The following is a 25,954-nucleotide window of genomic DNA, read 5'->3' as shown; positions in this document are numbered from 1 at the left end:
AAAAACATGGAAAATCTAAAATGGAAGCTCTCAAAAACGCTAAAAACAGCGATGAGACAAAGAGATATCGATACTTTTACGCTGGCTAAAATCGCCAAGGAGACCTATGCAGCGGCTCATGCGGACGGCGATTTGGACGTAAGGCAAGAAGTTTTTAAGGTTATCGACGAATACGCGAGCGAGGTAAATTTAGAAATTTTAGACTTGGTTTGCAAAATTTTAGGCTCTAGCGTTAAATTCGGCGAAAGTGGAGATTTTTAAATTTACGCTGTTTTGCCGCGGTTTTTATAAATTTTCCCCAAAATTTTAAGCTACTATAAAAACCAAAATGTACAATTTTACGGTAAAATCAAAACCAAAATAAACGCAAAAACGGCAAAACTTGAGACGTTTAAATTTTATGCATACTTGGGCAAAATGCAAATACGGACGGCGAATTTTACATAGCTATCCGGCCAAAAAAGGCAACAATCGCCTTTGCATAAAAAAGCTCGGCAAAAGGCGTCATTTTTGGTAGGTTGCAACGGTCGAGCTCCAAAAGAGCAAGGCGGCGAAATTTACGAAAAAATAAATCGCGCCTCAAAATCAGGTTAGTTGCAGCCAAAAAATGCCGTAAAAAGCAAAAATTAGGAACAAAATGTTTGGTTATATTAGATTTATTTTAGCGTATTTCGTATTGCTTTCGCACGTTGGCATCGGGCTAGCGGGCAAAAACATCGGCGTTTTTGCCGTCGTGATTTTTTATATCCTAGCAGGGCTGGTTACATCAAAGGTTTTTATCAAAATCGCACCGCAAAACGCGCAAATAAGCTACTTTATAAAAGATAGATTTTTGCGCATTTATCCCGCATTTTTCTTTGCATTTGCGCTGACGGTACTATTTTTTTACGTGACGTCTTATTTATATCCAAATTTTAGCGTGAAAAATTTGCTTCTAAATGCTCTCATCGCGCCGTTAAACTACTTTTTTTGGCTCGACGTTTCCGTCATAGACGCGCCCGTTGGGCTAAATTTCCTCATACCGCCGGCTTGGTCGCTAGGAGCCGAGCTTCAGGCGTACGCCCTGCTCGTACTCGCGATCAAATTTAGACGGCTAGGCTACGCGCTAGCTACCGGCTCGCTAGGCGTTTATGCAGCGGCAAATTTAGGCTTTATAAACGCCGACATTTACGGATACAGGCTTGTTTGCGGCGTATTTTTTATGTTTTACACGGGATTTTTGATCTATCAAAAAGAGCTTGGCAAGCTCGCCGTTTTTTACGCGGCGGTAGCGGCGCTGGCGGGCTATCTTTTTTACTCGCACGAATTTAGCGCTTTTGGCGCAGAGACGATGCTTGGATACTTGATCGGCGCAGCCATCGTTCTAGCGCATGAGAAGTTTAAATTTAAGCTCAAATTTAACGATATCGCAGGCTCGCTTTCATACGCGATTTTTATCAGCCATTTTCTTTTTATTTGGCTCAGCGAATTTTGGCTGAGGGGCGTAAATTTAGCCTTCGTGACGGCCGGTTCGGTCGTGTTTGGATTCGTAAATTTCTATCTTATTGAACAAAAGATAAACAAAATAAGATTTAGAAAGCAAGCTTAAAGTCAACCAAAAAAGGTATGAAAAATACTGCGAGTAAAATTTATTTTAAAACCACGAAAATCGTACGAAAAAGTATCAAAAAATCCCTAAAAATCGAAAGATTATCAACGTATGCACACTCCATTTTCACACGCTCGTCAAATGAAATTTCATTCCTGCCGCTCACCTGCCAAAGCCCCGTAAGCCCCGGCCTGACCCTTGTTATCTTGCCTAAGTTTTTGCCGATTTGCCTTTTTTCGTAAAACATATACGGACGCGGTCCGACCAAACTCATCTCAAGCTTAAGGACGTTAAAAAGCTGAGGTAACTCATCAAGCGAAGTACGCCTGATAAATCCGCCGACTTTTGTTATGCGCGGATCAAATTCGTATTTGTGAAATTTGGCAAAATGCTCGACCTCTGCGGGATTTTGCTCGAGATAATCGTCTAAAATTTTACGCCAATTTTTATGCATCGATCTAAATTTATAGCAGCTAAACGGCTTGCCAAAACGCCCTATTCGCTTTTGTTTAAAAAAGATGCTCTCGCCAGGCTCATTTATCTTTATGACTGCTGCTATAACGGCGACGACCGTAAGCCAAATCGGCGCAGTAGCGACAACGATGACGTAATCGATCACGGCTTTTAGCAAAATTTTAGAGCGCAGACTCATAGCTCGCCCTCTAAAAATCTCTCGTAACTACTCTCCACGAGCTCCTTTATCTCTCGCTCAAAGCGCTCTTTTGAAAATTTTAGCGCATTTTGCCTGATCGCTTGCGGATCAAATTTGTCTCTTATTTTTTCAAATTTTACCACCGCTTCGTTTAGGCTAGTTTTGCTTTGCTCGCTAAAATAAACGCCCGTGACGCCGTCTATCACGCTCTCTTTCGCACCGCCCTTACCCAGGCAGATGACTGGAGTCCCGCAGGCCTGAGCTTCCACGGGCGCTATACCAAAATCCTCCACCGCCGCAAAAACGAAAGCTTTTGCTTTACCCATCAGCTCCGCCGTTTCACGCGCACTTCGAAAACCTAAAATTTCAACATTGCTTTTAGCGATATTTTTGATTTCATTCATCTGCTCGCCGTCACCCACTACGACTAGCTTTTTGCCGCTTTCGTTAAAGGCGCGCACGATTAAATTGATCTTTTTATAAGGCACCATCCTTGAAACCGTGACGTAAAAGTCCTCTTTATTTTCGTTTAATTTAAAATTTGCAGTATCGACAGGCGGGTAGATCACGGCGGCGTCTTTGCTGTAAATTTTACGTATACGGCGAGCGATAAAATTTGAATTTGCGACGTAAACGTCGGCTCTGTTTGCCGCGGCGATATCCCACAGGCGAATTTTATGTAAAAAATATCTAGCTAGCGCCGCTTTTAGTCCGCGCTCTAGTCCGTTTTGGCGCAAATAGTCAAAATACATATCCCAAGCATAGCGCATCGGAGTGTGGATATAACTTATATGAAGCTGGTTTGAATGCGTCAAAGCGCCCTTTGCTACGGCGTGCGAACTAGACAGCACGACGTCAAATTCGCTCAGATCAAACTGCTCTATCGCTAGCGGAAAAAGCGGCAGATAGCTCCTAAATTTGCTCTTTGCAAACGGTAAATTTTGAATAAAACTGGTTCGAGCAAATTTGCCATTTAAAATCTTTTGTCTATCGTCAAATTTAAGGTAATCAACAAGGCTAAAAACCTCAAAATCATCCCAAATATCCGTAAAACTCTGCACGCAACGCTCAGCTCCGGCATAGTTTTCCAGCCAGTCGCAAACCAGAGCTTTTTTCATCCGCTCCGCTGCTACTTTCTATCGTAGTCGTCGCTGATACGAACTATATCGTCCTCACCCAGATACTCGCCCGTTTGCACTTCTATGACGATGAGATCGGAGTTTGCCGTATTTTCCAGTCGGTGAATCTGCCCGCTTTTTATATATATCGACTCGTTTTGTTTTAGTGGTGCTTCGTTGCCGTCTATCGTTACTAGCGCCTCGCCCTCGACGACGACCCAGTGCTCGTTTCGCTTAAAGTGCTTTTGCAGACTCAGCCTTTTGCCGGGCTTAACCACGATCTTTTTCATCTTGTAGCCGCTACCCTCACCCAGCACCTCATAGCTGCCCCACGGACGATACACGCTCGTGTGCGTTTCGCAAATTTCAGGCAATGAATTTGAAAAGTGCTTATAAACCTCTTTTACCTTTTGCGAGCTACCTTTTTTGGCGATCAAAAGCGCGTCTTTGGTGTCTACTACGAGCAAATTTTGCACGTCTACTAGTGCGGTCGGTTTTTTAGTTAGGATGAAATTTTCGCTCGCGCCGATTTGCAACGACTCGCCCTCGTTTTTTATCTTTTTACTCAGCTCGTCAAAGCTACCCATATCGCTCCAACCAGCATCAAGAGGTACCATTTTGATATTTAAGCTTTTTTGCATTAGGGCGTAGTCGATACTGATATCCTCGATCTTATCCATAAAATTCGGACTTATTTTTAGCAGGCAAGGCTCGTTTGCCGAGCCCTCTATCGCCGCCGCAACGTCCTTTACGATACTTGGCGCATATTTTTTCATCTCGCCCAAAAACACGCCCGCCTTAAAGCAAAACATACCGCTGTTAAAATAATACCCGCCCTCTTTTATAAATTTCGTCGCGGTTTCAAAATTTGGCTTTTCGATAAATCGCTCTACGTCGCCGTTTTTATCGGCCTTGATGTAGCCGTAGCCCGTGTTTGGTTCGTTAGGTTTTATGCCAAACGTCACCAAAAAGCCCTGGTTTGCATAGCTTTGCGCGATCAAAAGAGCCTTTTTGTATTCAGTCTCATCCTCAATTAAATGATCGCTCGGTGTAACGAGCAAAATTTCGTCCCCATCGCAGCAAAGCGCCGCAAAAGTAATCGCCGCGGCGGTGTTTTTACCAAATGGCTCAAGAATAAATTTATCTATTTTTTTACTACCGCATTCGTCAAGCGCCAAAAAATAGTGCGCCTCGTTGCAAACGATGATCGTTTTTTGTGCATGCACATTGCGTCTAAGCGTAAGGTCAAAGAGCGATTTGCCGTTAAAAAGCCTAATAAATTGCTTTGGCATTAGCGTTCGCGACAACGGCCAAAGTCTCGTGCCCGAACCTCCGCAAAGTATAACGTTTGTCATTTTTATGCCTTTTGCTTTAAATTTTCGACCAAATTTAAAAATGTTTCTTGAAGCTGCACCAGTAAATTTTGATCCTTGGTCTCAAATCTCGTAACGATAACAGGCGTCGTATTTGAGGCTCGCACTAGCGCCCAGCTACCGTCCTCAAATCTCACTCTAACTCCGTCTATGTCGATGATTTCGGCTATTTTACCTAGGCCTGCTAGCAAATTTTGCGCGTCGCCATTTTCGTAAATTTCAACCAAAACCTCTTTTAGCTTTGTAACTAGTTTAAATTTCTGTGCGTCGGTCGTTTTTATCTTTATCTCGTCGGTACTGAAAACTTTTGGCAGTTTATCTAGCTCGCCATCTAGGTTAAAGCCCTTTGCAACCAGCTCTAGCGCGCGAAACATCGCATACGTCGCGTCGTCAAAGCCAAAATACCGCTCCTTAAAGAAAATATGCCCGCTCACCTCGGCCGCCATGTCGATATTTAGCTCTTTCATCGCCTTTTTGATGTTGCTGTGGCCGGTCTTGCCCATGAAGCTTTTGCCGCCGTGCGCGTCGATCTCGTCGTACATATTTTGCGAGCATTTGACCTCGCCCAGCACGCGCGGATTTTTCATCGCGAGGCTATATAGATATGCTAGCTCATCGCCTTTTATGTTGCGTTTTTTGGTCAGAACCGCGATACGGTCGCCGTCGCCGTCAAAGCCAAATCCTATGTCAAATTCGCCCTTTAGCGCAGCTTTTAGATCGATTAAGTTTTTCTCCTCGCTAGGGTCTGGATGATGGTTTGGGAAGTTTCCGTCGGGCTCGGGGTATAAAATTTTCGCATCCAAATTTAACGCCTCACAAATTTCGGGTAGCACTGCTCCAACTGCGCCGTTTGCACAGTCGATGACGATTTTAAGCGGTAAGGCTTTTAGATGCCCAAACTGCTCTATAAGAAAATTTTTATAAGGCGTCGCGATATCGAATTTTTCAGCCCTCGGATCATCCGGTATTTTCGTTTTTGCCGTGATATCAGCCAGTACGGCGATTTTTAACTTTTGCAAATCCTCACCAAAATAGCTATCTTTAAAAATCGTGATTTTAAAGCCATTGTACTCTTTTGGATTATGAGAACCGGTTATCATTATATTTGCGTCAAATTTGTCTGAAAACACGCTAAAATACCCAACCGGAGTCGGTAGCAAGCCAATATCGTAGACTTTCATACCGGCCAAATTTAGCCCGCTAACTAGCCAGCCGAAAATCTCATTCGCGCTTAGTCTAGCGTCATATCCTACGCTAACGTTTTTTGCGCCTCGGCGTAGCATCTCTCGACCCAAATTTAACCCGATCGCTTTGACGCTGATTTCATTTAGATCGCGCTCGTAAATACCGCGTATATCGTATTCTCTAAAAATTTCGTCTATCAAAATTTTACCTTTATAAATTTATTTTATTTTAAGACGGCGTATTTTAGCATTTTTGGGTTAAATTTTACTAAACGGCGACGTCTCCAAGCTTTGCGTTGACAGCTTCTATCAAGCTTTGAGGCGCAATTTTGATCTGTTTTCCGCGCACCCCGGCACTCACGTAGACGTAATCTTGCTTTAAAATCCTCTCGTCAAAAAACGTCTCGAACGCCTTTTTCATCGCTATAGGCGAGCAGCCGCCCCTGATATAGCCCGTCACTTTTTCAAGTTCTCTTAAGTTTAAAAGTTCGCATTTTTTATGCCCGCTAAGTCTAGCCAGAGCCTTTAAATTTAAGCTCAAATCGCCCTGTATGCACGCCACGACGTAGCCTTTAGGCTCGCATTCGCAGACGATGGTTTTATATATTTTTTCTATTTGCTTGCCGCAAACGGCAGCTACGTGAACGGCGCTCAGATCGCTCTCATCCACTTCGTATTCAACTAGCTCATAAGGGATATGTTTACTGTCTAAAAACCTCGCGGCATTTGTTTTATGTACCATTGCCTTCTCATTTTTCAAAAATTTAAGATATAATTATAGCTAAAATTTTAAGGAGAATAGATGGCTGAAGAAATTTTAGAAAATCAAGGCAAAAAGGGAAACGGGCTGGTTCTTATCATCATCATTGTTATTTTACTGCTTCTTTTGGTAGTTGGCGGACTTTTGGCGTTCTTGCTAATGGGCGGCAATGAAGAGAACGCGCAAGCGCAAACGGCACAGGTTCAAACCGAGCAAGTCCAAGCCGCAGCACCTAAAAATACGGCGGGCAAGCGATCAAACGATTATGTAAATATGGGCCCGGTTTATCCGCTAGATCAGTTTATCGTAAATTTGCTTAGCGAAAGCGGCTCGAGATACCTAAAAACGAAGGTTGATCTAGAGCTTAGCGCCGATACATTAACGCCTGAAATCGATAAGAAAAAGCCGCTAATAAGGGATATCGTCGTATCTACACTCTCGTCTAAAACGTACGAAGAGGTAAGCACTCAAAAAGGCAAAAACCGTCTAAAGGACGAGATAGTCGACCGCCTAAACGAGGTTTTGGCCGACGGTCATATAAAAAACATCTACTTTACCGACTTTGTGGTGCAATGATCGGCATAGATATCGTAGCGATCTCGCGTATCTCAAGGCTTAAAGAGCGGCGAGGCGAGGATTTTTTGAGATATTTTTTGAGCGACGACGAGATAAATATCGCAAAAACGGACGCTACGATAGCGGGATTTTTCGCAGCTAAAGAAGCTATCAGCAAGGCTCTTGGCTGCGGGATCTCGGCTGAGTTTTCGTTCTTTGACGCTCAAATTTACAAAGACGAGAAAAACGCTCCAAAAGTAAAGCTCTCAGAAAAAATCATTAAAAATTTTAATCTAAAAGACGCACAAATCACCATCAGTCACGACGGCGGCTTTGCGATAGCTGCAGCGATACTGCAAAAAGCGGATTAGGCTTTCAAATTTGGATCTAATTTACTAAATTCCGCCTACCACGTCTTTTGCCCGACAAACACAAGCCAAATTTGTGTGTTTTTTAACCCGCGAAGATTTAGCACAGCAATCGTCAAATTTGATCCCGAGAACCCGCCATAGCCGCAAATTTAATCACACTGAAGCACTAGCCAGCTTTTATCAAATTTCCTCTCGCGTAGATCGCTTTTTCTGATCCACAGATAAATTTTACCGCAATCACACCACATCATCTCGTTTTCGTCGTTACTTCCGATTTGTAGTAGTAGCGTCCACTCGCCGATATTTTGCCGCAATTTTTTAAACTCCGGCCCGCTATAATCCTCATCGCCGCCGCAATAAAAGCCGTTTGTCACAAGCTCGCACTCTAGCTCCATGCCGCCTTGGATATTGCCTGAATGTCCTAAAATTTTATTTTCACTGCGCTGCTCACAAAAATCATCCGCCATCTACCAATACGCGTCGATTTCGTCATCGCTCATCTAGGTGTCGCCGACCAAATCGCTCTCCAAATCCGGCAACTCGGTCGTATTTGCAAATTTTAAAGAAGTCGCCGCAAACGCTTCGTTGTTTTCAAACGGCGCGACTTTGCGTTCCAGCTAGCTCGTATCCTCCGCATAAATCACCTTTTTGAAAGCGCCGTCTTTTGGACCCTATCCCCACGGCATCCCGGCGCAATCATAAAATAGATAGAGCATGCCGCGACTCGGCAACTCGCTCTGGGTATCAAACTCTGAAACTTCGCTAAAATTTATCTGCGCTATAAAATGAAGCGGCTCGCCGGTTTGCTCATTTACGGGCCACGGCTCGTTTCGCGGTAAATCTAGTGGTCCCCCAAATTTTGACGCGCCTATCGGTATTTGCTGATCGTCGCTTACTTTTAGCGAAATTTCCACCGCATTTTTAGCATAGCTTTTTATCTCTTCAATTATACGCTCAGATCCGTATTTTTCATATCTTGCGCGTAAATTTTGCAAATTTTCAAATTTAACGCATTGCGGTAAAAAGTTAGATAAATTTCACTTCTGCAAAGTCGGCAGATGCCAGCCGAGATAATACGCCGCAAGCCTAAACACGACGCCAAACGCAAAAAGCCCCATCACCCAAAATACGCTCGTAAATCCCGCATAATCCATCGCGAAATAAATCAGCCCCACGACGATGCTAACCGTCGCGTAAAGCCCGGTTTTTAGGCACCAAGGGATCTCGTTAAAAAGCACATCGCGTATCATGCCGCCGCCCACGCCGTTACAAAGCGCGAGTAGCACGACGCCAAAGACGTTGTAGCCAAACTGCAGCGCCACGATCGCTCCGACGATAGAAAAGCTCACCAGGTCTACGGCGTCGGTGGTGACGAAAAGGAATTTTTTCTCGATGTCGCTTCGCTTGTGCAGGCGCAAAAACGCCGAGAGAAAGAGCATCGCCATCACGATGATGCACGGAGCATAGTGCGTAAACGAATACGGCGGGCGCGAGACGATAGCGTCGCGCATAAATCCGCCTCCAAGCGCGGTTAGAAGCGCGGCGATAAAGATACCCAGCCAGTCGCAGTCGCGCTTAACCGCGAAGATAAATCCGCTCGTGGCTGCGGAGGCTATGCCGATGTATTCGGCGACGAGGAGCGCAGTCATTTTTAACCTTAAGTTTTTAAACGAGATTTTACATTTTTAAAATAAAAAAGTAGTTGAATTTAAATGAAATTTAGCGCGCAAAAGAGAGGGCAAAATATGCGAAAAAAGAGTAAAATTTAAGTGCATTTTACGAGATAGGCAAGTACGAATTTTACCGCTTTTACCCTGTCTAGAGACTTACGTATTTATTTAGAGCGAAGCAAAATTTGGCCATACAGACGAACTCAGCATGGTCGCCGTGAGTAAAATCATCGCCGCAAAGAGAACTTAGACGCGTAAACATCAAAATATGACACATCCGTCGCTAAACTATCTATAGCGGCGTATCCGTCCATAAAAAATACGCCGCCGCGCCGAAAAACTAAATTTTAAAATTTTCTATCTCGTTAAAATTTAGATACCTATAAATTTGCGCCTCTTTGCCCGCAAGCTTTTGGGGCACTATACTTATGTATTCTGAGACGCTAGGCAGCCTGCCTAGCACGGCGCAAACGGCCGCTAGCTCGGCGCTGCCTAGATACACGCGCGCGCCCATGCCCATTCGGTTATCGAAATTTCTCGTCGAAGTCGAAAACACCGTCGCGCCGTCGTTTACGCGGGCTTGGTTACCCATACAAAGCGAGCAGCCCGGCACCTCCGTGCGAGCGCCTACCTTGCGGAAGATATCGTAATAGCCTTCCTTTTCTAGCAGTGCCTGATCCATCTTGGTAGGCGGCGCGATCCAAAGGCGAGTGGGCAGCGTCCCAAGCCCCCGCAGAGCCTCGCCTAGCGCGCGGTAGTGGCCGATATTGGTCATACAGCTACCCACAAATACCTCGTCGATCTTATGCGGGCGCGAGCTACTAGCCAAAATTTCGCTCAGAGTCGTGACGTCGTCGGGGTCGTTCGGGCAGGCCAGGATGGGCTCAGTGATTTCGTCCAAATTTATCTCGATCACCTCGGCGTAGCGCGCGTTCTTGTCGGCTCGCAGCAAGCTAGGCGCCGCTAGCCACTCGCGCATTTTTGCCGCGCGCCGCTCCAGGCTCGCCCTGCTCTCATACCCGGCCTCTATCATCGCCTCGATGAGAGCGACGTTTGAGCGGACGTATTCGCAGACGCTCTGCTGACTCAAATTTACCGCGCAGGCCGCCGCAGAGCGCTCGGCCGAGGCGTCGCTTAGCTCAAAGGCCTGCTCGACTTTTAGATTTTCCAGCCCTTCTATCTCTAAAATTTTACCCGCAAATACGTTTTTCTTGCCTTTCTTTTCAACCGTGAGCAGCCCGCGCTTGATCGCGTAGTACGGGATCGCATTTACCAGATCGCGCAGCGTCACGCCCCTTTGCAGTCGCCCGCTAAATCGCACGAGCACGGAGCCTGGCATATTTAGCGGCATGGCTCCCGATACCGCCGCAAACGCCACCAGCCCGCTACCCGCAGGGAAGCTCACGCCGATAGGAAAGCGCGTATGAGAGTCGCCGCCAGTGCCTACGGTATCTGGCAGCACCATGCGGTTTAGCCACGAGTGTATGACCCCGTCGCCGGGCCTCAGGCTCACTCCGCCGCGCGAGCTCATAAATTTAGGCAGCGTCCTTTGCGTTTCAAGGTCGCTAGGCTTTGGATAGGCCGCCGTGTGACAAAAGCTCTGCAGCACGAAATCTGCCGAAAACCCAAGGCTTGCCAGCTCCTTGATCTCGTCGCGCGTCATCGGCCCAGTGGTATCCTGCGAGCCTACGGTGAGAGTTGCTGGTTCGCAGTACTGTCCTGCCCTGACCCCCCGCACGCCGCAGGCCTTGCCCACGATCTTTTGAGCTAGCGTATATCCCTCGCTCTCATCCGTTTGCGGCTGCGCGGGCTTTGCGAATATATCCTCCGCGCCTAAATTTAGCGCCGCCCTAGCCTTACCGCAAAGCGAGCGGCCGATGATGAGCGGTATGCGCCCGCCCGCTCTGATCTCGTCAAATATCGTGTTTGGCGCAAGCGTAAAACGAGCGACCGGCTCGCCTTGGGGTTTTTCGTTTTCATTTAAATTTTCAAATTTAGTTTCACCGTAAATTGAAACCGCGTCAAATTTACCCTCGGCGCTCAAATTTACGCGCCCGACGCGGAACATCTCGCCCGCGTATGGATAGATATCGACGACGTCGCCCGTCTCTAGCGCGCTCGCGTCGGCTACTATGGGCAGCGCGCCGCTATCCTCGGCGGTATTAAAAAATATCGGCGCGATCGCCGTACCTATCACGATGCTGCCCGTTTTTTTGTTCGGCACGCCCTCTATCTCGCGTCCAAGGTGCCACTGGATGGAGTTTATGCCACTTTTTCGGCTACTGCCAGTACCCACGACGTCGCCCGCGTAGACGACCTCGAGCCCGCTTTTTTTGAGCTCGCCGATCATCTCTAGGCTACCCGGCTGACGCTTAACTAGCATAGCATTTGCGTGCAGCGGGATATCCGAGCGTGTATAGGCCTCGCTAGCAGGGCTTAGATCGTCGGTGTTGGTTTCGCCGGCGACCTTAAATATGACCGCTCTGATGCGTCTCGGCAGGCTCTCGCGCGCCTTAAACCACTCCGCCTCGGCCCACGAGCGCAGCACTTCTAGCGCAAATTTATTGCTTTTAGCAAGCTCCGCCACATCGTTAAAATAATCATGCACGAAAATCGTCTCTTTTAGCACGTTACAGGCAGCTTGCGCTACGGCCTTGTCGGCGTTTTTTAAGCTCTCAAGCAACACGATGACGCTGTATCCGCCCAGCATCGGTCGCAGCAAATTTACGGCGGTGATTTTATCGATTTCGCTTATAACCAGCCCATGATTTATAATCTCGTTTAAAAACTCCGCCTTTACCTTCGCCGCGTCGTCTACGCCAGGATTTACGCGATTTGCGAGTAAATTTACGAGCCGCTTTACCCTCTTTTGATTTTCATCTAGCTTTGCGGCGATAATTGCTTCGCCTTCACCGCCCGGCTCCATCGCTGGCACGCGTCCTGAGAGCAAGCCCAGATACTCCCTCTCGTGCGCGCTTTCAAGCCTTAAAAGCTCGCAGACTTTTCTGGTCTGCTCCTCGTTTAGCGGTAGCGGCGGTACGCCTAGGGCCTCGCGCTCTTTTACGTGTTTTTCGTATTGCGTGAAAAAGTCCATCTTTTATCCTTATTAAAATTTACGTAATTTTAGCAAAACAAAGCGAAATTTGGCTAAATTTAAGCACTTGATTTTAAGGAATTACGATGCAAAAAGCGTATTTTGACTCGCCTGTGGGCGTTTTGGAGATTTGCGGCGACGAGAGCGGAGTTTGTGAGATAAATTTCGTGCGCGAGTTTGTCTGTGCGGACGTAACGGACGCAAATTTAAAGCTCTGCTTAAGCGAGCTTGAGGGTTATTTTAAAGGCGAGCTAAAAACCTTTAAAACGCGGCTAAATATCGGCGGCACGGCGTTTCAAAGGTGCGTTTACGAAAATCTGCAAAAGATCGCTTACGGGCAGCGAGTTACGTATGCCCAGCTAGCAGCGATGGCTGGGCGACCGAGGGCGTTTCGCGCAGCAGGCTCGGCAAACGCAAAAAACAAAATCCCGATCATCGTGCCTTGCCACAGAGTCGTCGCCTCAAACGGCCTTGGCGGATACAGCGGCGGCGAAGGGCTAGCGACTAAAATTTGGCTTTTGGAGCATGAAGCGAAATTTAAAGACAAAGCTTAACGTCTTTAAAATTTGACGGTGTAAATTCGTCCAAACAAGCACAAATTTGATCGCTTAGTTTTAGTTAAGCTCAAGCCTGGCTACACGAAGTGCGGCACCGTTTTTAGTCGGCAAAACGCGAGGTAAATTTGCCAACTAATCCGAGCAAATTTACCAAAATCTAAATCTAGCAAGCAAACAAACTCAGCCCGTTTCAAAAACTCAAATTTAAATACAAAGTTGTCGGTAAATTTGAGGCAAAAATCTATCCGCAAAAAGGTAAAAATAAATTTAAACCGCAAACAAAAATGCAAATTTGACCAAAAACCGCGCCGCTTTAGCCGCTTGTTCCGCCTTGCCGGATAGCAAAATTTATCACCCAAACCCCCGCTCAAAAAACAACAGCCAAAAACATCTCTTAAGGTAGCGAATACCGCTAAAATTTATTATTTTTACCCTTGGCTTTCGCGAGATCTCTACGATTTAAAAACCATACTATAAATAGAAAAAAGGCGGCTATTTTTAAGCATGCGTAGATCGAATCCATGCGTCTCTGTGGCGTTTGCAGTTCATCTTCGTAGCTATATTTGACGTAAACCTTACCCGCATCGTCTTCTAGCTGCAAAATTCTATTTCCTAGCGGCACTACCTTGCTATATATAACCGCCCTCTTTTTTATGAGCGGTCTATACGACTCGTCATCTCTGCTATCTATGTAGTATGACACCGCCGAGCCGTCGTCTAGCCTCAGTTTTAGCTTTCCGTCGCCTTTTAGACCGTAGTTTGCAGACTCCACCGTCCCTACGTTTTTCGTTAGTTCGTTTAGCGGTTTAAAATCGCTATAAAAAATCATATCCTTGATAATAAACAGGATCAAAGTAAAACACAAACCGACCATAGCCATCAAAAATGCCGAAAAAATACTTCTTAAGGCAGAGCCGTTACCGTAAAATCCTCTTTTTATAAAAACTACATACAAATACGAGTTTTTGATTTTTTCTTTAAATTTCTCCAAATTTAACTCCCGCTACTTGATACTATTTATCCGCAAATACCAGCGTAAACACGCCGCTAGCAATCAGCGCGATACCGATCCACTCTCTGACGCTCGGGCGCTCGCCCAAAAACATAACCGCAAAAACAACGACCAAAACGACGCTAAGCTTATCTATCGGCGCTACCTGCGACGCGGAGCCTATCTGAAGCGCCTTAAAATACGCCAGCCACGATGCGCCGGTGGCCAGTCCGCTAAGCGTCAAAAACAGCCAGTTTCGCGCGCTTAGCTCGCCAAGCGGCTGCCACTTTTTAGCATATGTGAGAAACAAAACCAGCGCCGCAGCGATAACGAGCGTCCTGATAAAAGTCGCGAAATTTGAGTCTATACCCTCAAGCCCAACCTTGGCGAAAATCGCCGTAAGTGCGGCAAAAACCGCCGAAGCTAGCGCCCACAAAGCCCACTCTTGCATGATTGATCCTTTGCAAAATTATAGTCAAATTTTACGGCAAATTTAGCTCAAAAGGGTGCAAATTTAAAATAAAAAAATAAGAGAAAGCTGCAAAGCGATTAAATTTGGCAGCGTCGTAAATGGATTAAGTAGCGTTTAAATTTAAAAAAGCGAATGCCTGATTTTTGACATTCGCCTTTAAAGTTTGATTTAAAATTTATTTTTTCTAACATCCGCGACGATATTTTTAGCCATATCGTCTATCTCGGCCGTAACCTCGTTTGTGGTATTTACGATCGAGATATTTTGGTGAGTGATGGAGTCGATTTGCGTGACCGACTGATTTATCATATTTATGCCGTCGCTTTGCTCCTTGATGCTTTCACTCATCTCATTGATACTTTGAGCTAGCACGTTTGCGTTAGCTTCGATTTCGCTTAGGGATTTTTGCGTTCGCTCGGCTAGTTTTCTTACCTCATCGGCCACGACGGCAAAACCACGCCCGTGTTCGCCTGCTCGCGCTGCTTCGATGGCAGCGTTAAGCGCTAGCAAGTTTGTCTGATCGGCGATGTCGCGGATGATCACGATGATGTTTTTGATCTCCTCGCTTTGTCGAGTTACATCCTGCGCCTTTTGGCTGATAGCGTTCATCGAGCTACTCATCTGCTCGATTGCAGCAGCGCTTTCTTGGATGGAGTCGGCTTGTCTATGAGCGCCGTCGGTCAGATTTTTCATAGATTCGGCTAGGATTTTAGCTTTTGCTTCTAGGCTTTCGGCCTCGTTTAGATTTTCTTTTAGCATATTGCTAACAGCTACACCGGCGCTCTCTATGCCCATGATCATATCTTTTAGATCGCTTTCTAGCTCATCTTTGAGCTCGATTTTAGCAGTGTAATCGTTTTTGTTATATGAGTTTAGCACTCGCGCGATATCTTTTAAATTTGAAGATATTGAGCTAAAGAATTTATTTAGCAAATCTTTTAGTTGCACGAGAGCCGGATTGTTCGGATCCGCCTTTATAGTCGCGCCCATATGGCCTTTTATCATGAGATTTGCGATGCCGTTCATCTCCTCGATCAGAGCGCTATCTTTTTTGATGCCGTAGACTACTTTATCTATATTTTCGTTGATAGCCCTACTCATAACGCCGAATTCATCCTGCGTATTTACTGCTAACTTTTCAGGAGCCTTAGATACCTCATGTGTGACGAATTTAAATGTATCCTCAAGCTTTTCTTGGATAGTTTTTATCGGACTGAGAGATTTTTTAAGTAGTACGTAGACAAAAATCGAAAGAGCGACTATAAATAACGCCGCTAGCGCAAGCTGAGCCTTAAGTAGAGGAAGGGTATTGCTAGAAAAAGTATCCGCTCCGATAGCTGCAACAGCTAGCCAGCCTTTATCGTTGATAGGCAAAAGTTTAGCCGTTACGTTCTCGCCCTTATAGTTAGTATAAGGAATAAGTCCGTTTTTATCAAATTTCTTTTCTGCATATTGCTTGGAGAGATATGTAGTAGAGTCGACTGATTTACCGACGTTCTCAGGATTTGAGTGCATTAGCATGACGCCGTCTTGATTCATTAGATAAACGTAGCCGTATTCGGTCTTGCCCATATCGAGGATTTTTTTGCTTAGAGTTTTTATATCGATATCTATACCTACTATACCGACAAATTTACCGTTTTTTACCGCAGGTGCTACGAAAGTTACGACCAAATCGTTAGTCGAAGTTAAGCGAGGCTGCATATAAATAGCTTTATTTTCATTTTTAGCCGCTCCATACCAACCCCTAGTTCGCGGATCATAGTTATCGGCCAAAGTTGTTCTTTTACCGTCTGATTGGAAAAAATAACCATCCTCGCGTCCATAGTAAACATAAGTAACCAACGAATTTGCAAGCTCTTTTTCTAGCACCAAGTGACGCATTATATCATCGCCGTCGTCTGAAATTTTCTCGATGTTTGCAGCTATTTTTTTGACCATAGCCAAATAATCTTCAAAAAACGAATTAGCAACAGTATTGACGTCTTTTAAAATTTGAGCCTGATTTTGGCTAACGAGCTGAACGACCTTATTCTCAGCCGTATAATAACTAACCGCCGAAATAGCAGCAAACGAAACGATCAGCGCGACGATAAGCATCACAGCGATCTTGTTCGTGATAGAACGCATTTTCTCTCCTTAGATTTTGATTAAAATTTCTATTTTACTACGTTAAAAATTAAATAAAATTAAAACTTTACATTAACTATGTTTTAAAAGCAAAATCCAGTCCAAATTTATTAAAAATAAGAAGTAATTTTTATGAGAATAAAATATAAAGCGGAATGAAAGCAAAATCAGCGTAGCAAAAATGATAAATTTAATCCAAATTTATACCGCTCCGAGTTAAATTTAACGACTGAATTTTAAACGCCTCGCCGAGTCAAATTTAACCCGGCGAGGTTTTATCGAATTTAAGCCGCAAATTTAGTTCGCGGCCTCAAATTTAAGCAAATTTCGGATCGCTAAACGCCGTTAGCTCAGGCGCCTTGCCCATAAATTTCTCGATATTTACAAGCGCGGTGTGGCTGATGTTGCCGTTAGCTAGCTTGCTAGTCGGGATATCGATAGTTAGCACATTTGGCGAACCATTTTTGCAAAGACCCGCGTCAAATCCGTCATACCATACGCCTTCGGCAAGCTTAACGACGCCCTCTTTGATATCTTGCGTCACCAAGGCACCCGCTAGCACTTCGCCGCGCGCGTTAAATACCCTAACCAAATCGCCGGTTTTTATGCCTTTTTTCGCAGCGTCTTTAGGGTGTATCCAGATCGGCTCGCGGTTTGCTATCGCGTAGTTTTCGCGTAGAGAGGTTTGGTTTAGCTGCGAGTGGAGGCGATCGGTCGGATGCGGGCTTAGCATGTGTAGCTCGGCAGGTTTATCTTTCATGCCTAGCCACTCGATCGGCTCAAACCACATCGGGTGCGCTTTGCAGTCATCATAGCCCATTTTCTCGATGGTTTCGGAGTAAATTTCGATTAGGCCGCTTGGCGTTCCTAAAGGATTTAGCACCGGATCCTCTCTAAACTCGCCAAATCTCACCCACGTATCGCTCTCAGGCGTCGAGGCAAAAGTTACCGGCTTATTTTCATTCCAAAACTCCTCAAACGGCTTCATATCGGTTTCAAAATCAGGTATAGCCTTGACCTGCTCGTACGCCGCGCCGTAGTACTCTTTGATCCAGTCAAATTCATCCTTGCCGTTGTCGGTGTAGGCTACGACTAAATTTTTAGCGTACGCCTTGCAAAGATCGGTGAAAATTTGATAATCATCGCGAGCTTCGGCGTATTTTTCCACAACTTGCTTCATCGGCACGATGTTCATATTCGAGTAGTCGCCCGTCATCGTGACGTCGTTGCGCTCGTATGCGGTTGTGGTTGGAAATACGATATCAGCCATCTTAGCAGTCGGCGTCCAGTATGCCTCGTTTACGACTACCGTGCGAGGTTTGCGCCACGCTTCTAGTAGGCGGTTGGTTTCTTGATGGTGGGCTAAAGGATTGCCGCCGACCCAGTAGATAAAGTCGATATCAGGATACGTGATTTTCTTGCCGTTGTGATCGATCACTTTGCCAGGATTTAGCAGAGCGTCTGCTATACGAGCGACCGGGAATGCATAATGAGTCGCCTTTTGCAGCCAGCTTTGACCCGTACCAGCAACCGCCGCAGCCTTAGCTACGAAGCGGCCGTTTGCGTCAAATTCTCCGCTATCGGTACCGATAAACTCGCCCTCGTCGTTAAATTTACCCACGCTTGCGCTATTTACGCCGCCGATGACTGCGCCTTTGCAAGTCGGAGCGCCGCCGTTTGAGTAGTGGTAGCTAAGGCCAAAACCTCCGCCAGGAAGCCCGATCTGTCCTAACATCGCCGCCAAAGTCACCATTGCCCAGTGCGGCTGCTCGCCGTGATGCGCGCGTTGCATGCCCCATCCGCTCATTATCATCGTGCGGTTAGCGGCGAAGGTATCTGCAAGCTCTTTTATGAGGCTTGCTTTTAGGCCGCAAATTTTGCTCGCCCACTCCAAATTTTTAGGCGTGCCGTCGGTTTTACCGAGCAGATACGGCAGGAACTTATCAAAGCCGCTCGTATAGGTTTCGATGAAGTTTTTATCGTATTTGCCACTCTCGTATAGGTAGTGCATCATGCCTAGCATCATCGCAGTGTCGGTGTTTGGCACCGGAGCGATCCACTGAGCCTTGTCGAAGTACTGCGCCGTATCACTTCTGATAGGGTCGATGATGATCACTTTGATATCTTTTTTGTTTTTTAGCTCTTCAAAATACTTAAAGCCCTGCTCGTCGGTGCTAGTCCACGCTATGCGAAGGGTTGCCACCGGGTTTGCGCCCCAGATAACGACTACTTTTGAGTTTTCTAGTACCACAGGCCAGCTGGTTTGCTGCTCATATACCTCGATGCTACCCACGACGTGAGGCATGATGATCTGGCTGGCACCCGTGGAGTAGTCGCCTAGCGAGCCCACGAATCCGCCGCTAAGGTTCATAAATCTATGAAGTAAAATTCGCGAGTTATGCACGTTGCCGCTTGATTTCCAGCCGTAGCTACCGGCAAACACACCCTCTAGCCCCTTTTGCTTTCTAGTCTTTTTTAGCTCTCTAGCTACTAGTTTTATCGCGTCCTCGTAGCGTACTCGTACCCAGCCGTCTTTACCTCTTAGCTCTGGTTTTGGCGAGTCCGGATTTTCTAGGTAGCTTTTGCGCACCATAGGGTATTTTATGCGTGATTTATAGACCATATCGGCGGTGTAGTGTTGCAGCGGATTATACACTTCGCTCGTTTTTTGAAACGGCTCTGATTTTACGATCTTGCCGTCTTTGATGCTAACCTTTAGCATGCCCCAGTGAGCAGCCGTTAGCACCTCGCCGTTACGTACGTTTGCCGTATTTAGCTCGGCGCCGAGTAAATTTGACGCCGTTACGCTAGAAAACAAAGGAGCTGCCGCAAGTGCCGCTCCGCCTTTTAATACATTTCGTCTTTGTAGGTTCATTTTTCTCTCCTATTTTTATTTCTCGGTCGAATAAAATCCGACCTGCGAGCGGAAGCGCAAGCGCTCCCTGCACCATTCTGCTTGCAGTTGCGAAGTCGCAGACGCAAGCAAGGCTAAAACACATCGCTTCTTTTAAAAGCGGCTTTAAATCGGCTTTTTATCAGCCAAACGAGCCGCGCCTTAGCACGGACTCAAATTTAAGCTTTTACGCTCAAATTTGACCGCTCTCTCGTCCAGCGAGTCAAATTTGACAACTAAAAGCCTCGTTCGCGCAGCCTAGCTCGCAAAGCAGCCGCTCAAATTTAGCGTATATCTCGTTTTGTACGCTAAATTTACCATCCGCCAAACCTTCAAATTCGGCGTTTTAAAAACAGCCGCTTCGCCGCGAATTTTATAAAATCTAGCTCCCGTAAATCTCGTCCATCTGCGGGCGCGCCAGGCGTAAATCCTCGTCAAATTTACGCGCCGCTTTTTACTTTTTATCTACGTTCACGTCGGCAGAGTGCTTTTGCAAGTACTGTGTCACCAGCCACTCGTCGTCTTTGCCGATCGCCGTTCGCGCGATCATCGATTTTAGCAGGTTAGGCCACTGATTTGCCTTGTAGTGCGTGGTTTGATGCAGCGAATGGCACACGCCGCAGCTCTCTTTGTAAAGCTCGCCGCCCTTAGCAAAAAGTCCGCCTAGATCGTTCGTAAAGCCGTCTTTTTGCGCATAGACCACGGTCTCGACCTCGTCCCATTTGCCGTTAGCGCCCTTTTTCACGACCTTTATATCAGGCGTTGCAGTTTTGGCAAACGCAACGGCGATGACGCGCTCGGAGTCGCTAAAGTAAACGACGTTGCTAACGGCGGGATTTTGGTAGCCTTTAACGGAGATTTTCACGCGGTCGCCCTGCGTGGCTAAAATTTTAACCCCGTTCGTCGGCAAGAGCCTGCCTATGCTTTTTTGCGACGTCGCATCTGCGTAAACGTCTTTTACCGATGGGCTATACACCTCGCCCGCTGCAAAGAGCGAACAGGCTAGCAAGCTTGATAGTAGGATTTTTTTCATTTTGCTCCCTTAAATTTAAAATGTAAAAGGATTATATAAGAAAAGTATGATGAAAGTATGATTTTATGAAAATATAATTTTATATTTGCGCGGTTCATGCCGTAAATTTGCAAGCAAAATTTGCAAATTTAGCGGTAAAAGCTTACGAAAAAATACTAATCTCGGTTTTAAATTTTAAAAGCGAATTAGGCAAGGTTGTTAAAAGTAAAATTTAAAGCGGCAGCCCGCAAAACGTCCGCAATTTAGGAGGGTTCGCGAGCCGAAAAATCCTACTCTGCGCTATAGCTTGAGAGCATATCAAAAGTAGGCGCAAAAAATAGCGCTCCGGTGATCGGCGTGCTAAAATCAAGCAATCTATCCGAGTTGCCGCGCGGCTCGCCGATAAACATCTTATTTAGCATCGCTTCAACCGTCGAAAACATGCCAGCATACGCGATAAAGTACGTCCCCGTCACGCTTCCCTCGACAAAAGGCATATTTCCGCGAACGACTTTTTTATCATCTCCTACGTTTGCCGCGGCGGAGTGCGAGTTGCTAGGCTTTTCATCCTCGCTCATCTCGATGTCGTCTGCTTTCGTGCGGCCGATGACCTTTTCTTGCTCGCTCACGCTAGTTGCATTCCACTCTCTCATTTTGTGTTTATATTTTTGCACGAACACATAGCTTCCGCCCTTAAATTTAGCGTCCTCGTCGCCGACTTTGGCAAAAAAGTCCCTGTCTTCGCCGTTTGGATTTTCCGTACCGTCTACAAAGCCAATGATCGCTCTGCCGTCGTGGTATTTAAAACCCTGAGTTTCGTCTGCGAGCTTGGCAAATTTAAAAAGCTCGGCCTTTATATTTTGCGCCATATCAAAGCAATCCGCCGCATCAAGCGCCCTAATATGCACGTGGATATCGCCCGCGGTGCTCACGGCTTCGTGCTTATCGCCTTTTATCGCTTTAAAATTTACAAGCTCTTTTGGTAGCGGTTGCGGGAGTCCTAGTTTTAGCCACGCATCGTGTCCGACGGCGATTACGCAGTTTACGTTCGCCTCCGCGCCAAACCTTACTTTGGCCGTCTTATTTAAATTTACAACCAAAGCGCAAAGCCTCTCAAAACCTTTTTTACAGGCGTTTTCGTCGCCGCTTAACAGCCAAGTTTGAAAAACGGTGTTATTTCCGGGCGTTTGCGTAACCTCTTGAGAATTTATTTGCATTTTCTCTCCTTAAATTAATATTTTAAAATCAGTTCTTTAGATTTTACAACTTAAATTTTAATTTTTTATAAATTTAAGCTTTAAGGAAGCGAAAAAATCAATTTATTCATAAATTAAATAAACGCTATATTTCGGCAAATTTGACTTTTGAGTCATATAATGCAAAATCATTAAATTTCGTAGATAAATTTACATTCTCAAACGTAGCCGACCTGGCTCACGGTGCGCTGATTTTGCTCATCTAGGATGAGTGCATAGCCGCTGCCTTGCGCGTTTTGGATGAGTTCTGGATAGAGTTTTTTGCGTAGTTTATACACAAAGCTTCGTATCGCGTCGGCGGTGCAGCTACCATCCTGCCAGACGCACGCCTCGATCATCTCAAAGCTCACGACGCGGCCCTGATTTTTTAGGAAAAGATGGAGCAAATTTTGCTCTTTTTTCGTTAGCCCCACCGGCTCGCCGTGCTTTGTCAGCTGCCTGCTAAAGGCGTTAAATTTAAAGCCGTTTTTTAGATCAACCTGGGCAAAATCGTTTTTAAATTTATTCGCCGCAAAGCTCATTTCCATGATGAGTTCGCGCTTTTCAAAGGGCTTTTTTAGTACGCCAAAGCTACCTAGCTCTATCGCGCTAAGCACGTTTTCGTCGCTATCGTATGCGGTGAGAAAAATAATGGGCACGTCTTTATCAAGCCCCCTGATGCGAGCTGCCATCTCAAGCCCGTTCATGTGCGGCATGTTGATATCCGAAAGCACCAAATTTACGCCTTTTGCCTCAAAAATCTCCAGCGCCTCTTTCGCGTTTGCGCAGGCGTAAACCTCGCTCACATAGTTTTCGACCGATATCTTGATACTCTCGCGTAGGCTCTCGTCGTCCTCGACGATGAGTAAATTTACGCCGTTTAAGATATTTTTTATTTTGCTATACACGCTAGCCTCGTTTCTTGTTTGTGGTTCTTAATTCCTAAAACTAATTTTCAAATTTACCGCCTCGTCTAAATTTCGCCTAAAAATAGCGTAAATTTAGTCGGATTTACGGCACTTTCAAGCTCCAGCGAGCCGCCTAGCTTTTTTACGGCGAGTTCCCTAGCTACGTTTAGCCCCGTGCCCGTACCTATATTTTTCGTCGTAAAAAACGGTTCGAAAATCTCATCTCTATCCGCCTTAACCCCGCCGCCGTTATCGCTCACGCTCACGCAAAATAGCCCGCCCTCTCTCTTTAGCTCGATTAAAATTTGCGGCGTATCACGTCCGCTTTCAACTAGCGCGTCCTTGGCGTTTGAGAGTAAGGATAGCAAGATCTGCCTCACGTAGCTAGCGACGCTTTTTAGCTCGTATTTTCCGCTCTCGTGAGCAAATTTTAGCTCGATACCGTGAGAGTTTAGCTCGGGCCGCACTATCAAAATAAGCTCGTTTATGATATTAACGAGATCAAATTTCGCCGCTCCTTCGCCGCTGGCGTAAAAATTTCTAAACGCCTTTATCGTTTCATCCATGAGCCTTAGGCTCTTTTTGCAGGCTGCGATTTGAGCCGATATGCGCTCAAATTCGCCCTCGCTCGCGCACTCCTCGATGTTATCTAGATATAGCCCCAGCGCGCTTAGAGGTTGGCGCTGCTGATGCGAGATGGAGTTTATCATCTCGCCTACCAGCGCGGTTTTAGCGTGCACCAGCACCGAGCGCCTTTGCTCAAGCTCCTTTTTTTCGAGCTCTTTTTCGTGCGTGACGTCGGTGACCGCGAGGATAAATCCGTCAAATTTCACCCCGCCCTCAAGTACGTTCGAGACGTTTAGCCTGAAACTTTTTTCGCCTTTTTTTACGATAAAATCGCTCGAGTTTAGCGGGCTATTTTTGAGATTTTTAAAGCTCTTTAGCTCGTCAAGTCCCTGCGCCGCAGCGATCATATCGTCAAATTTCGCTCCGTAAAAAATTTTTGGCGCTAGAGCAAAAATACGCTCGAATTTTTTATTTATAAATTTTATGACGCCCTTTTTATCCGCGTACAAAAGCCCCAAATTTAGCGTCTTGGCAAATGCCCGCGCTACCTCGCTAGGCCCGCTTGCGTTACTCTTTGTAGCCCGCGATGTCAAGCCCAAAGCCCTTTAATGCAACGAAATCTTTGTTTTTATTTGCGCTTAAAAGCTCGATACGGCTGACGCCTAGTTTGTGTAAAATTTGCGCCCCGATGCCGTAGTCCTTGACCTGTCCGCCGCACTTCTCTTCGCCTTGTAAAAACACCGCGACTCCGCCGTTTTTAGCTAGATACTCAAGCGAGCCGCGCAAGTCGTCAAATTTATCCGAGCAAAGCAGCTCCACGTCGCTTGAAATTTGATGAAATTTGACTGCGGTTTTGTCTTTTATCTCGCCAAAAACAAAGGCGTAGTGACGCTCGCCCTTGTGATCTAGGATCTCGCATTTTAGCGCGTCAAAGCCTGCTATCTTAGCCGCGGTTTTTTCTTTTATCTCGATTAGGCTTTCGTGTTTTAGACGGTACTGCACTAGCTCTGAGACAGAGACCATATTTAGTCCAAATTTCTCGCAAAATGCCTCTAAATCGGGTCTACGAGCCATATTTCCGTCCTCTTTTACGATCTCGCAGATGGCGGCTGCTTGCGTTAGGCCTGCGTATTTACATAGATCGACCGACCCTTCGGTGTGCCCGGTGCGGCTTAGCACGCCGCCTTTTTTAGCGATGAGCGGGAAGATATGTCCCGGGCGCACGAAATCCTCGGGCTTTGACATCGGATCGGCGGCTAGGCGGATCGTGACGTCGCGCTCGTATGCGCTCACGCCCGTCGTCGTGTTTCTAGCGTCGATCGTTACTGTAAACGCCGTCTCGTGGCAGGATGTGTTTTTATCTACCATCAAATTTAGATCGAGGCGACGCGCGATCTCCTCGTTTAGCGCGAGGCACAGCACGCCTTTTGCGTGAGTTATGGCGAAATTTACCTTTTGCGTGTCGCTAAAGGTCGCCGCAAATACCAGATCACCCTCGTTTTCGCGATCCTCATCGTCGACCATTACGACCATTTTACCGTTTTTGATGTCGTTTATGGCCTGCTCTACTCTATCCATTGTTATTCCTTGTTTAAAAATTTGGGGTAATTATACATTTTTAGCTTTGAATTTAGGCTTTTGCGCGGGCTTGGCTTGAGATTTTACGGACTTTTAGATGTAGCCAAACGCGGCGCGAACGGGCTTTAGTTAAATTTAAACGAAGCGACCAGGCTTGTAAGTTTTTGTTTAATTTTTACGGATTTATTAAATTTGACCGATTTTGGGCATAACCCGCACCTTGAAAATGTTAAAGGTTAAATTTGGCGATAATAATATGCGTGAGGCAAATTTACAAGAATTGTTATTTTGATTAAATTTGTCAAACCTTAAAATGGAGCGCGATACGATTTGGGTTGTTTTTCATCGCGGCGACTAAATTTGATCAAACTCGCCGCTGATTGGAACTGTTTTGGAGCAAATTTGCCGACCTTAAAAGCATAAACGCTCGCTTGACGTACGCGAGTGGCAAATCTTTTTAACGACCATATCCGCGCTCTTGCTCAAACGGTTTTATCGCACGCGCACTGCGATCGGCGACTTCAGCTCTTACACCTTACTAATATCTATTTTTCAAACGACTGCAAATGCTTTTAAATAGTTGGTTTTTTCTGATTTAATAAATTTTGTGTCCGTCAAATTTAGTAGCCATATCTGCATGCAAATTTGCTACATATGCGATAGCGTTTACGAAATTTGACGATTTTTAGAGCTTTGGCCTGATTTGGTATTTTGCGCCGAGTCTTGCAAATTCTTTGGCAAAAAACGTGTTTAGATCGCGCAAGCTGTCGTCGTTCATTTGGATAAGTTTTAGGCGGTTTTTCTTGTAAATTTTGATTTTTTTACTTTTTCTTTTTAGATACTGCGGTGTTTCAAGTCCCCAAAATTCGATATAAATTTCGCTTTGCGTCAAATAAAAATCACTAATGACACGCTCTTTGGTCGGCACCTTTTTCTCGTAGATAAAATCTATACCGCGGTAAAATAGCCAATTTGCCACAATGAGCTCGGCGCGGCTTTTTACCGTATTGCCGCTATCGCTTTTGTATCTAGTTTGCTTGATTTTTTGCCTTTTAAATAGCTTTAAAGCTAGCAAAGCAATTACGATCAGCAGTAAAACGATTAAAATTTGAGATACGTCAAAGTTCATAAATAATTTTCTTTAGTGCAAAATTTGATTTTTTGGAGTAAGTGAAGGATAAATTTTAGATTTGGTTGCGGAGGACGGATTTGAACCGCCGACCTTCGGGTTATGAGGATTATGGGC

At 45.7% G+C, this 25,954-nt stretch carries 25 protein-coding genes; 5 read left to right on the top strand and 20 right to left on the bottom strand.

Going from position 1 to position 25,954, the window contains the following annotated elements; genetic code table 11:
* The first annotated feature begins 6 nt into the window (after nt 1-6).
* Both Q0394_RS08490 and Q0394_RS08485 read left to right on the top strand, forming a co-directional pair.
* Nucleotides 7-261: a hypothetical protein gene (locus tag Q0394_RS08490; RefSeq protein ID WP_298946804.1), complete on the top strand. Its 255-nt coding sequence runs from the start codon at nt 7-9 to the stop codon at nt 259-261.
* Between the two features lie 376 nt (nt 262-637).
* On the top strand, nt 638-1,588 hold the full coding sequence (locus tag Q0394_RS08485) for an acyltransferase (RefSeq protein WP_298946802.1): 951 nt from the start codon (nt 638-640) through the stop codon (nt 1,586-1,588).
* Between the two features lie 40 nt (nt 1,589-1,628).
* On the opposite strand, the gene Q0394_RS08480 is transcribed toward Q0394_RS08485, so the two are convergent.
* The 5 genes from Q0394_RS08480 to ybaK form a co-directional block, all read right to left on the bottom strand.
* Nucleotides 1,629-2,240: a sugar transferase gene (locus tag Q0394_RS08480; RefSeq protein ID WP_298946800.1), complete on the bottom strand. Its 612-nt coding sequence runs from the start codon at nt 2,238-2,240 to the stop codon at nt 1,629-1,631.
* Nucleotides 2,237-3,358, bottom strand: coding sequence for a glycosyltransferase family 4 protein (locus Q0394_RS08475; protein ID WP_298793130.1), 1,122 nt, complete (start codon nt 3,356-3,358; stop codon nt 2,237-2,239). The genes Q0394_RS08480 and Q0394_RS08475 overlap by 4 nt, the downstream gene beginning before the upstream one ends.
* 11 nt (nt 3,359-3,369) lie before the next feature.
* Nucleotides 3,370-4,713 carry a mannose-1-phosphate guanylyltransferase/mannose-6-phosphate isomerase gene (locus Q0394_RS08470; protein WP_298946797.1) on the bottom strand — a complete coding sequence of 448 codons (1,344 nt, stop codon included), beginning with the start codon at nt 4,711-4,713 and terminating at the stop codon, nt 3,370-3,372.
* A 2-nt stretch (nt 4,714-4,715) separates the two neighbouring features.
* Nucleotides 4,716-6,116 carry a phosphomannomutase/phosphoglucomutase gene (locus tag Q0394_RS08465; protein ID WP_298946795.1) on the bottom strand — a complete coding sequence of 467 codons (1,401 nt, stop codon included), beginning with the start codon at nt 6,114-6,116 and terminating at the stop codon, nt 4,716-4,718.
* A gap of 67 nt (nt 6,117-6,183) precedes the next feature.
* On the bottom strand, nt 6,184-6,657 hold the full coding sequence (gene ybaK, locus Q0394_RS08460; RefSeq protein ID WP_298946793.1) for a Cys-tRNA(Pro) deacylase: 474 nt from the start codon (nt 6,655-6,657) through the stop codon (nt 6,184-6,186).
* Nucleotides 6,658-6,717: 60 nt separating this feature from the next.
* Here ybaK and fliL point away from each other — a divergent pair, with 60 nt between their 5' ends.
* On the top strand, nt 6,718-7,251 hold the full coding sequence (fliL, locus tag Q0394_RS08455) for a flagellar basal body-associated protein FliL (protein ID WP_298793137.1): 534 nt from the start codon (nt 6,718-6,720) through the stop codon (nt 7,249-7,251).
* A complete protein-coding gene (gene acpS, locus Q0394_RS08450; RefSeq protein WP_122873853.1) occupies nt 7,248-7,601 on the top strand; it encodes a holo-ACP synthase in 354 nt (117 codons plus the stop codon). Before fliL ends, acpS begins: the two co-directional genes overlap by 4 nt.
* A gap of 149 nt (nt 7,602-7,750) precedes the next feature.
* On the opposite strand, the gene Q0394_RS08445 is transcribed toward acpS, so the two are convergent.
* The 4 genes from Q0394_RS08445 to Q0394_RS08430 form a co-directional block, all read right to left on the bottom strand.
* Nucleotides 7,751-8,068, bottom strand: a complete 318-nt coding sequence (locus tag Q0394_RS08445) for a DUF1963 domain-containing protein (protein ID WP_298946790.1) — start codon at nt 8,066-8,068, stop codon at nt 7,751-7,753.
* A 204-nt stretch (nt 8,069-8,272) separates the two neighbouring features.
* Entirely contained in the window at nt 8,273-8,596 is a 324-nt protein-coding gene (locus Q0394_RS08440) for a DUF1963 domain-containing protein (RefSeq protein ID WP_298946788.1), read from the bottom strand.
* 42 nt (nt 8,597-8,638) lie between these two features.
* Nucleotides 8,639-9,250, bottom strand: coding sequence for a TRIC cation channel family protein (locus Q0394_RS08435; RefSeq protein ID WP_122873850.1), 612 nt, complete (start codon nt 9,248-9,250; stop codon nt 8,639-8,641).
* Between the two features lie 361 nt (nt 9,251-9,611).
* Complete coding sequence (locus Q0394_RS08430; RefSeq protein ID WP_298946786.1) at nt 9,612-12,365, bottom strand: bifunctional aconitate hydratase 2/2-methylisocitrate dehydratase; 2,754 nt, start codon at nt 12,363-12,365, stop codon at nt 9,612-9,614.
* Nucleotides 12,366-12,451: 86 nt separating this feature from the next.
* Between Q0394_RS08430 and Q0394_RS08425 the strand changes: the two genes are divergently transcribed.
* Nucleotides 12,452-12,919: a methylated-DNA--[protein]-cysteine S-methyltransferase gene (locus tag Q0394_RS08425; RefSeq protein ID WP_298946784.1), complete on the top strand. Its 468-nt coding sequence runs from the start codon at nt 12,452-12,454 to the stop codon at nt 12,917-12,919.
* A 415-nt stretch (nt 12,920-13,334) separates the two neighbouring features.
* Here the strand turns inward: Q0394_RS08425 and Q0394_RS08420 are convergent, their stop codons facing one another.
* The 11 genes from Q0394_RS08420 to Q0394_RS08370 form a co-directional block, all read right to left on the bottom strand.
* Entirely contained in the window at nt 13,335-13,913 is a 579-nt protein-coding gene (locus tag Q0394_RS08420; RefSeq protein WP_298946782.1) for a hypothetical protein, read from the bottom strand.
* Between the two features lie 22 nt (nt 13,914-13,935).
* A complete protein-coding gene (locus tag Q0394_RS08415) occupies nt 13,936-14,364 on the bottom strand; it encodes an EamA family transporter (RefSeq protein ID WP_298946780.1) in 429 nt (142 codons plus the stop codon).
* A gap of 189 nt (nt 14,365-14,553) precedes the next feature.
* Nucleotides 14,554-16,515 (bottom strand): methyl-accepting chemotaxis protein, encoded by a 1,962-nt coding sequence (locus tag Q0394_RS08410; protein ID WP_298946778.1) that lies wholly within the window; start codon nt 16,513-16,515, stop codon nt 14,554-14,556.
* A gap of 316 nt (nt 16,516-16,831) precedes the next feature.
* Nucleotides 16,832-19,390 (bottom strand): molybdopterin-dependent oxidoreductase, encoded by a 2,559-nt coding sequence (locus tag Q0394_RS08405; protein ID WP_298946777.1) that lies wholly within the window; start codon nt 19,388-19,390, stop codon nt 16,832-16,834.
* A gap of 276 nt (nt 19,391-19,666) precedes the next feature.
* Nucleotides 19,667-19,846, bottom strand: coding sequence for a hypothetical protein (locus Q0394_RS08400; RefSeq protein ID WP_298946775.1), 180 nt, complete (start codon nt 19,844-19,846; stop codon nt 19,667-19,669).
* Between the two features lie 16 nt (nt 19,847-19,862).
* Nucleotides 19,863-20,441: a cytochrome C gene (locus Q0394_RS08395; protein WP_298946773.1), complete on the bottom strand. Its 579-nt coding sequence runs from the start codon at nt 20,439-20,441 to the stop codon at nt 19,863-19,865.
* Nucleotides 20,442-20,710: 269 nt separating this feature from the next.
* Complete coding sequence (locus Q0394_RS08390; RefSeq protein WP_298946771.1) at nt 20,711-21,637, bottom strand: Dyp-type peroxidase; 927 nt, start codon at nt 21,635-21,637, stop codon at nt 20,711-20,713.
* A gap of 197 nt (nt 21,638-21,834) precedes the next feature.
* On the bottom strand, nt 21,835-22,563 hold the full coding sequence (locus Q0394_RS08385; protein ID WP_298946769.1) for a response regulator transcription factor: 729 nt from the start codon (nt 22,561-22,563) through the stop codon (nt 21,835-21,837).
* A gap of 65 nt (nt 22,564-22,628) precedes the next feature.
* The gene (locus tag Q0394_RS08380) at nt 22,629-23,729 is read right to left on the bottom strand and encodes an ATP-binding protein (protein WP_298946767.1); all 1,101 of its coding nucleotides are present in this window, start codon (nt 23,727-23,729) and stop codon (nt 22,629-22,631) included.
* Nucleotides 23,698-24,708, bottom strand: coding sequence for a bifunctional 3,4-dihydroxy-2-butanone 4-phosphate synthase/GTP cyclohydrolase II (locus Q0394_RS08375; protein WP_004321359.1), 1,011 nt, complete (start codon nt 24,706-24,708; stop codon nt 23,698-23,700). The genes Q0394_RS08380 and Q0394_RS08375 overlap by 32 nt, the downstream gene beginning before the upstream one ends.
* A gap of 685 nt (nt 24,709-25,393) precedes the next feature.
* Nucleotides 25,394-25,837 carry a helicase IV gene (locus Q0394_RS08370; protein ID WP_298946765.1) on the bottom strand — a complete coding sequence of 148 codons (444 nt, stop codon included), beginning with the start codon at nt 25,835-25,837 and terminating at the stop codon, nt 25,394-25,396.
* Nucleotides 25,838-25,954 lie beyond the last annotated feature (117 nt).

This window comes from uncultured Campylobacter sp. (genome assembly GCF_938039205.1).
GTDB lineage: Bacteria > Campylobacterota > Campylobacteria > Campylobacterales > Campylobacteraceae > Campylobacter_A.
The sequence above is the reverse complement of the archived record's forward strand: the minus strand, read 5'-3'. Positions and strand labels throughout refer to the sequence as shown.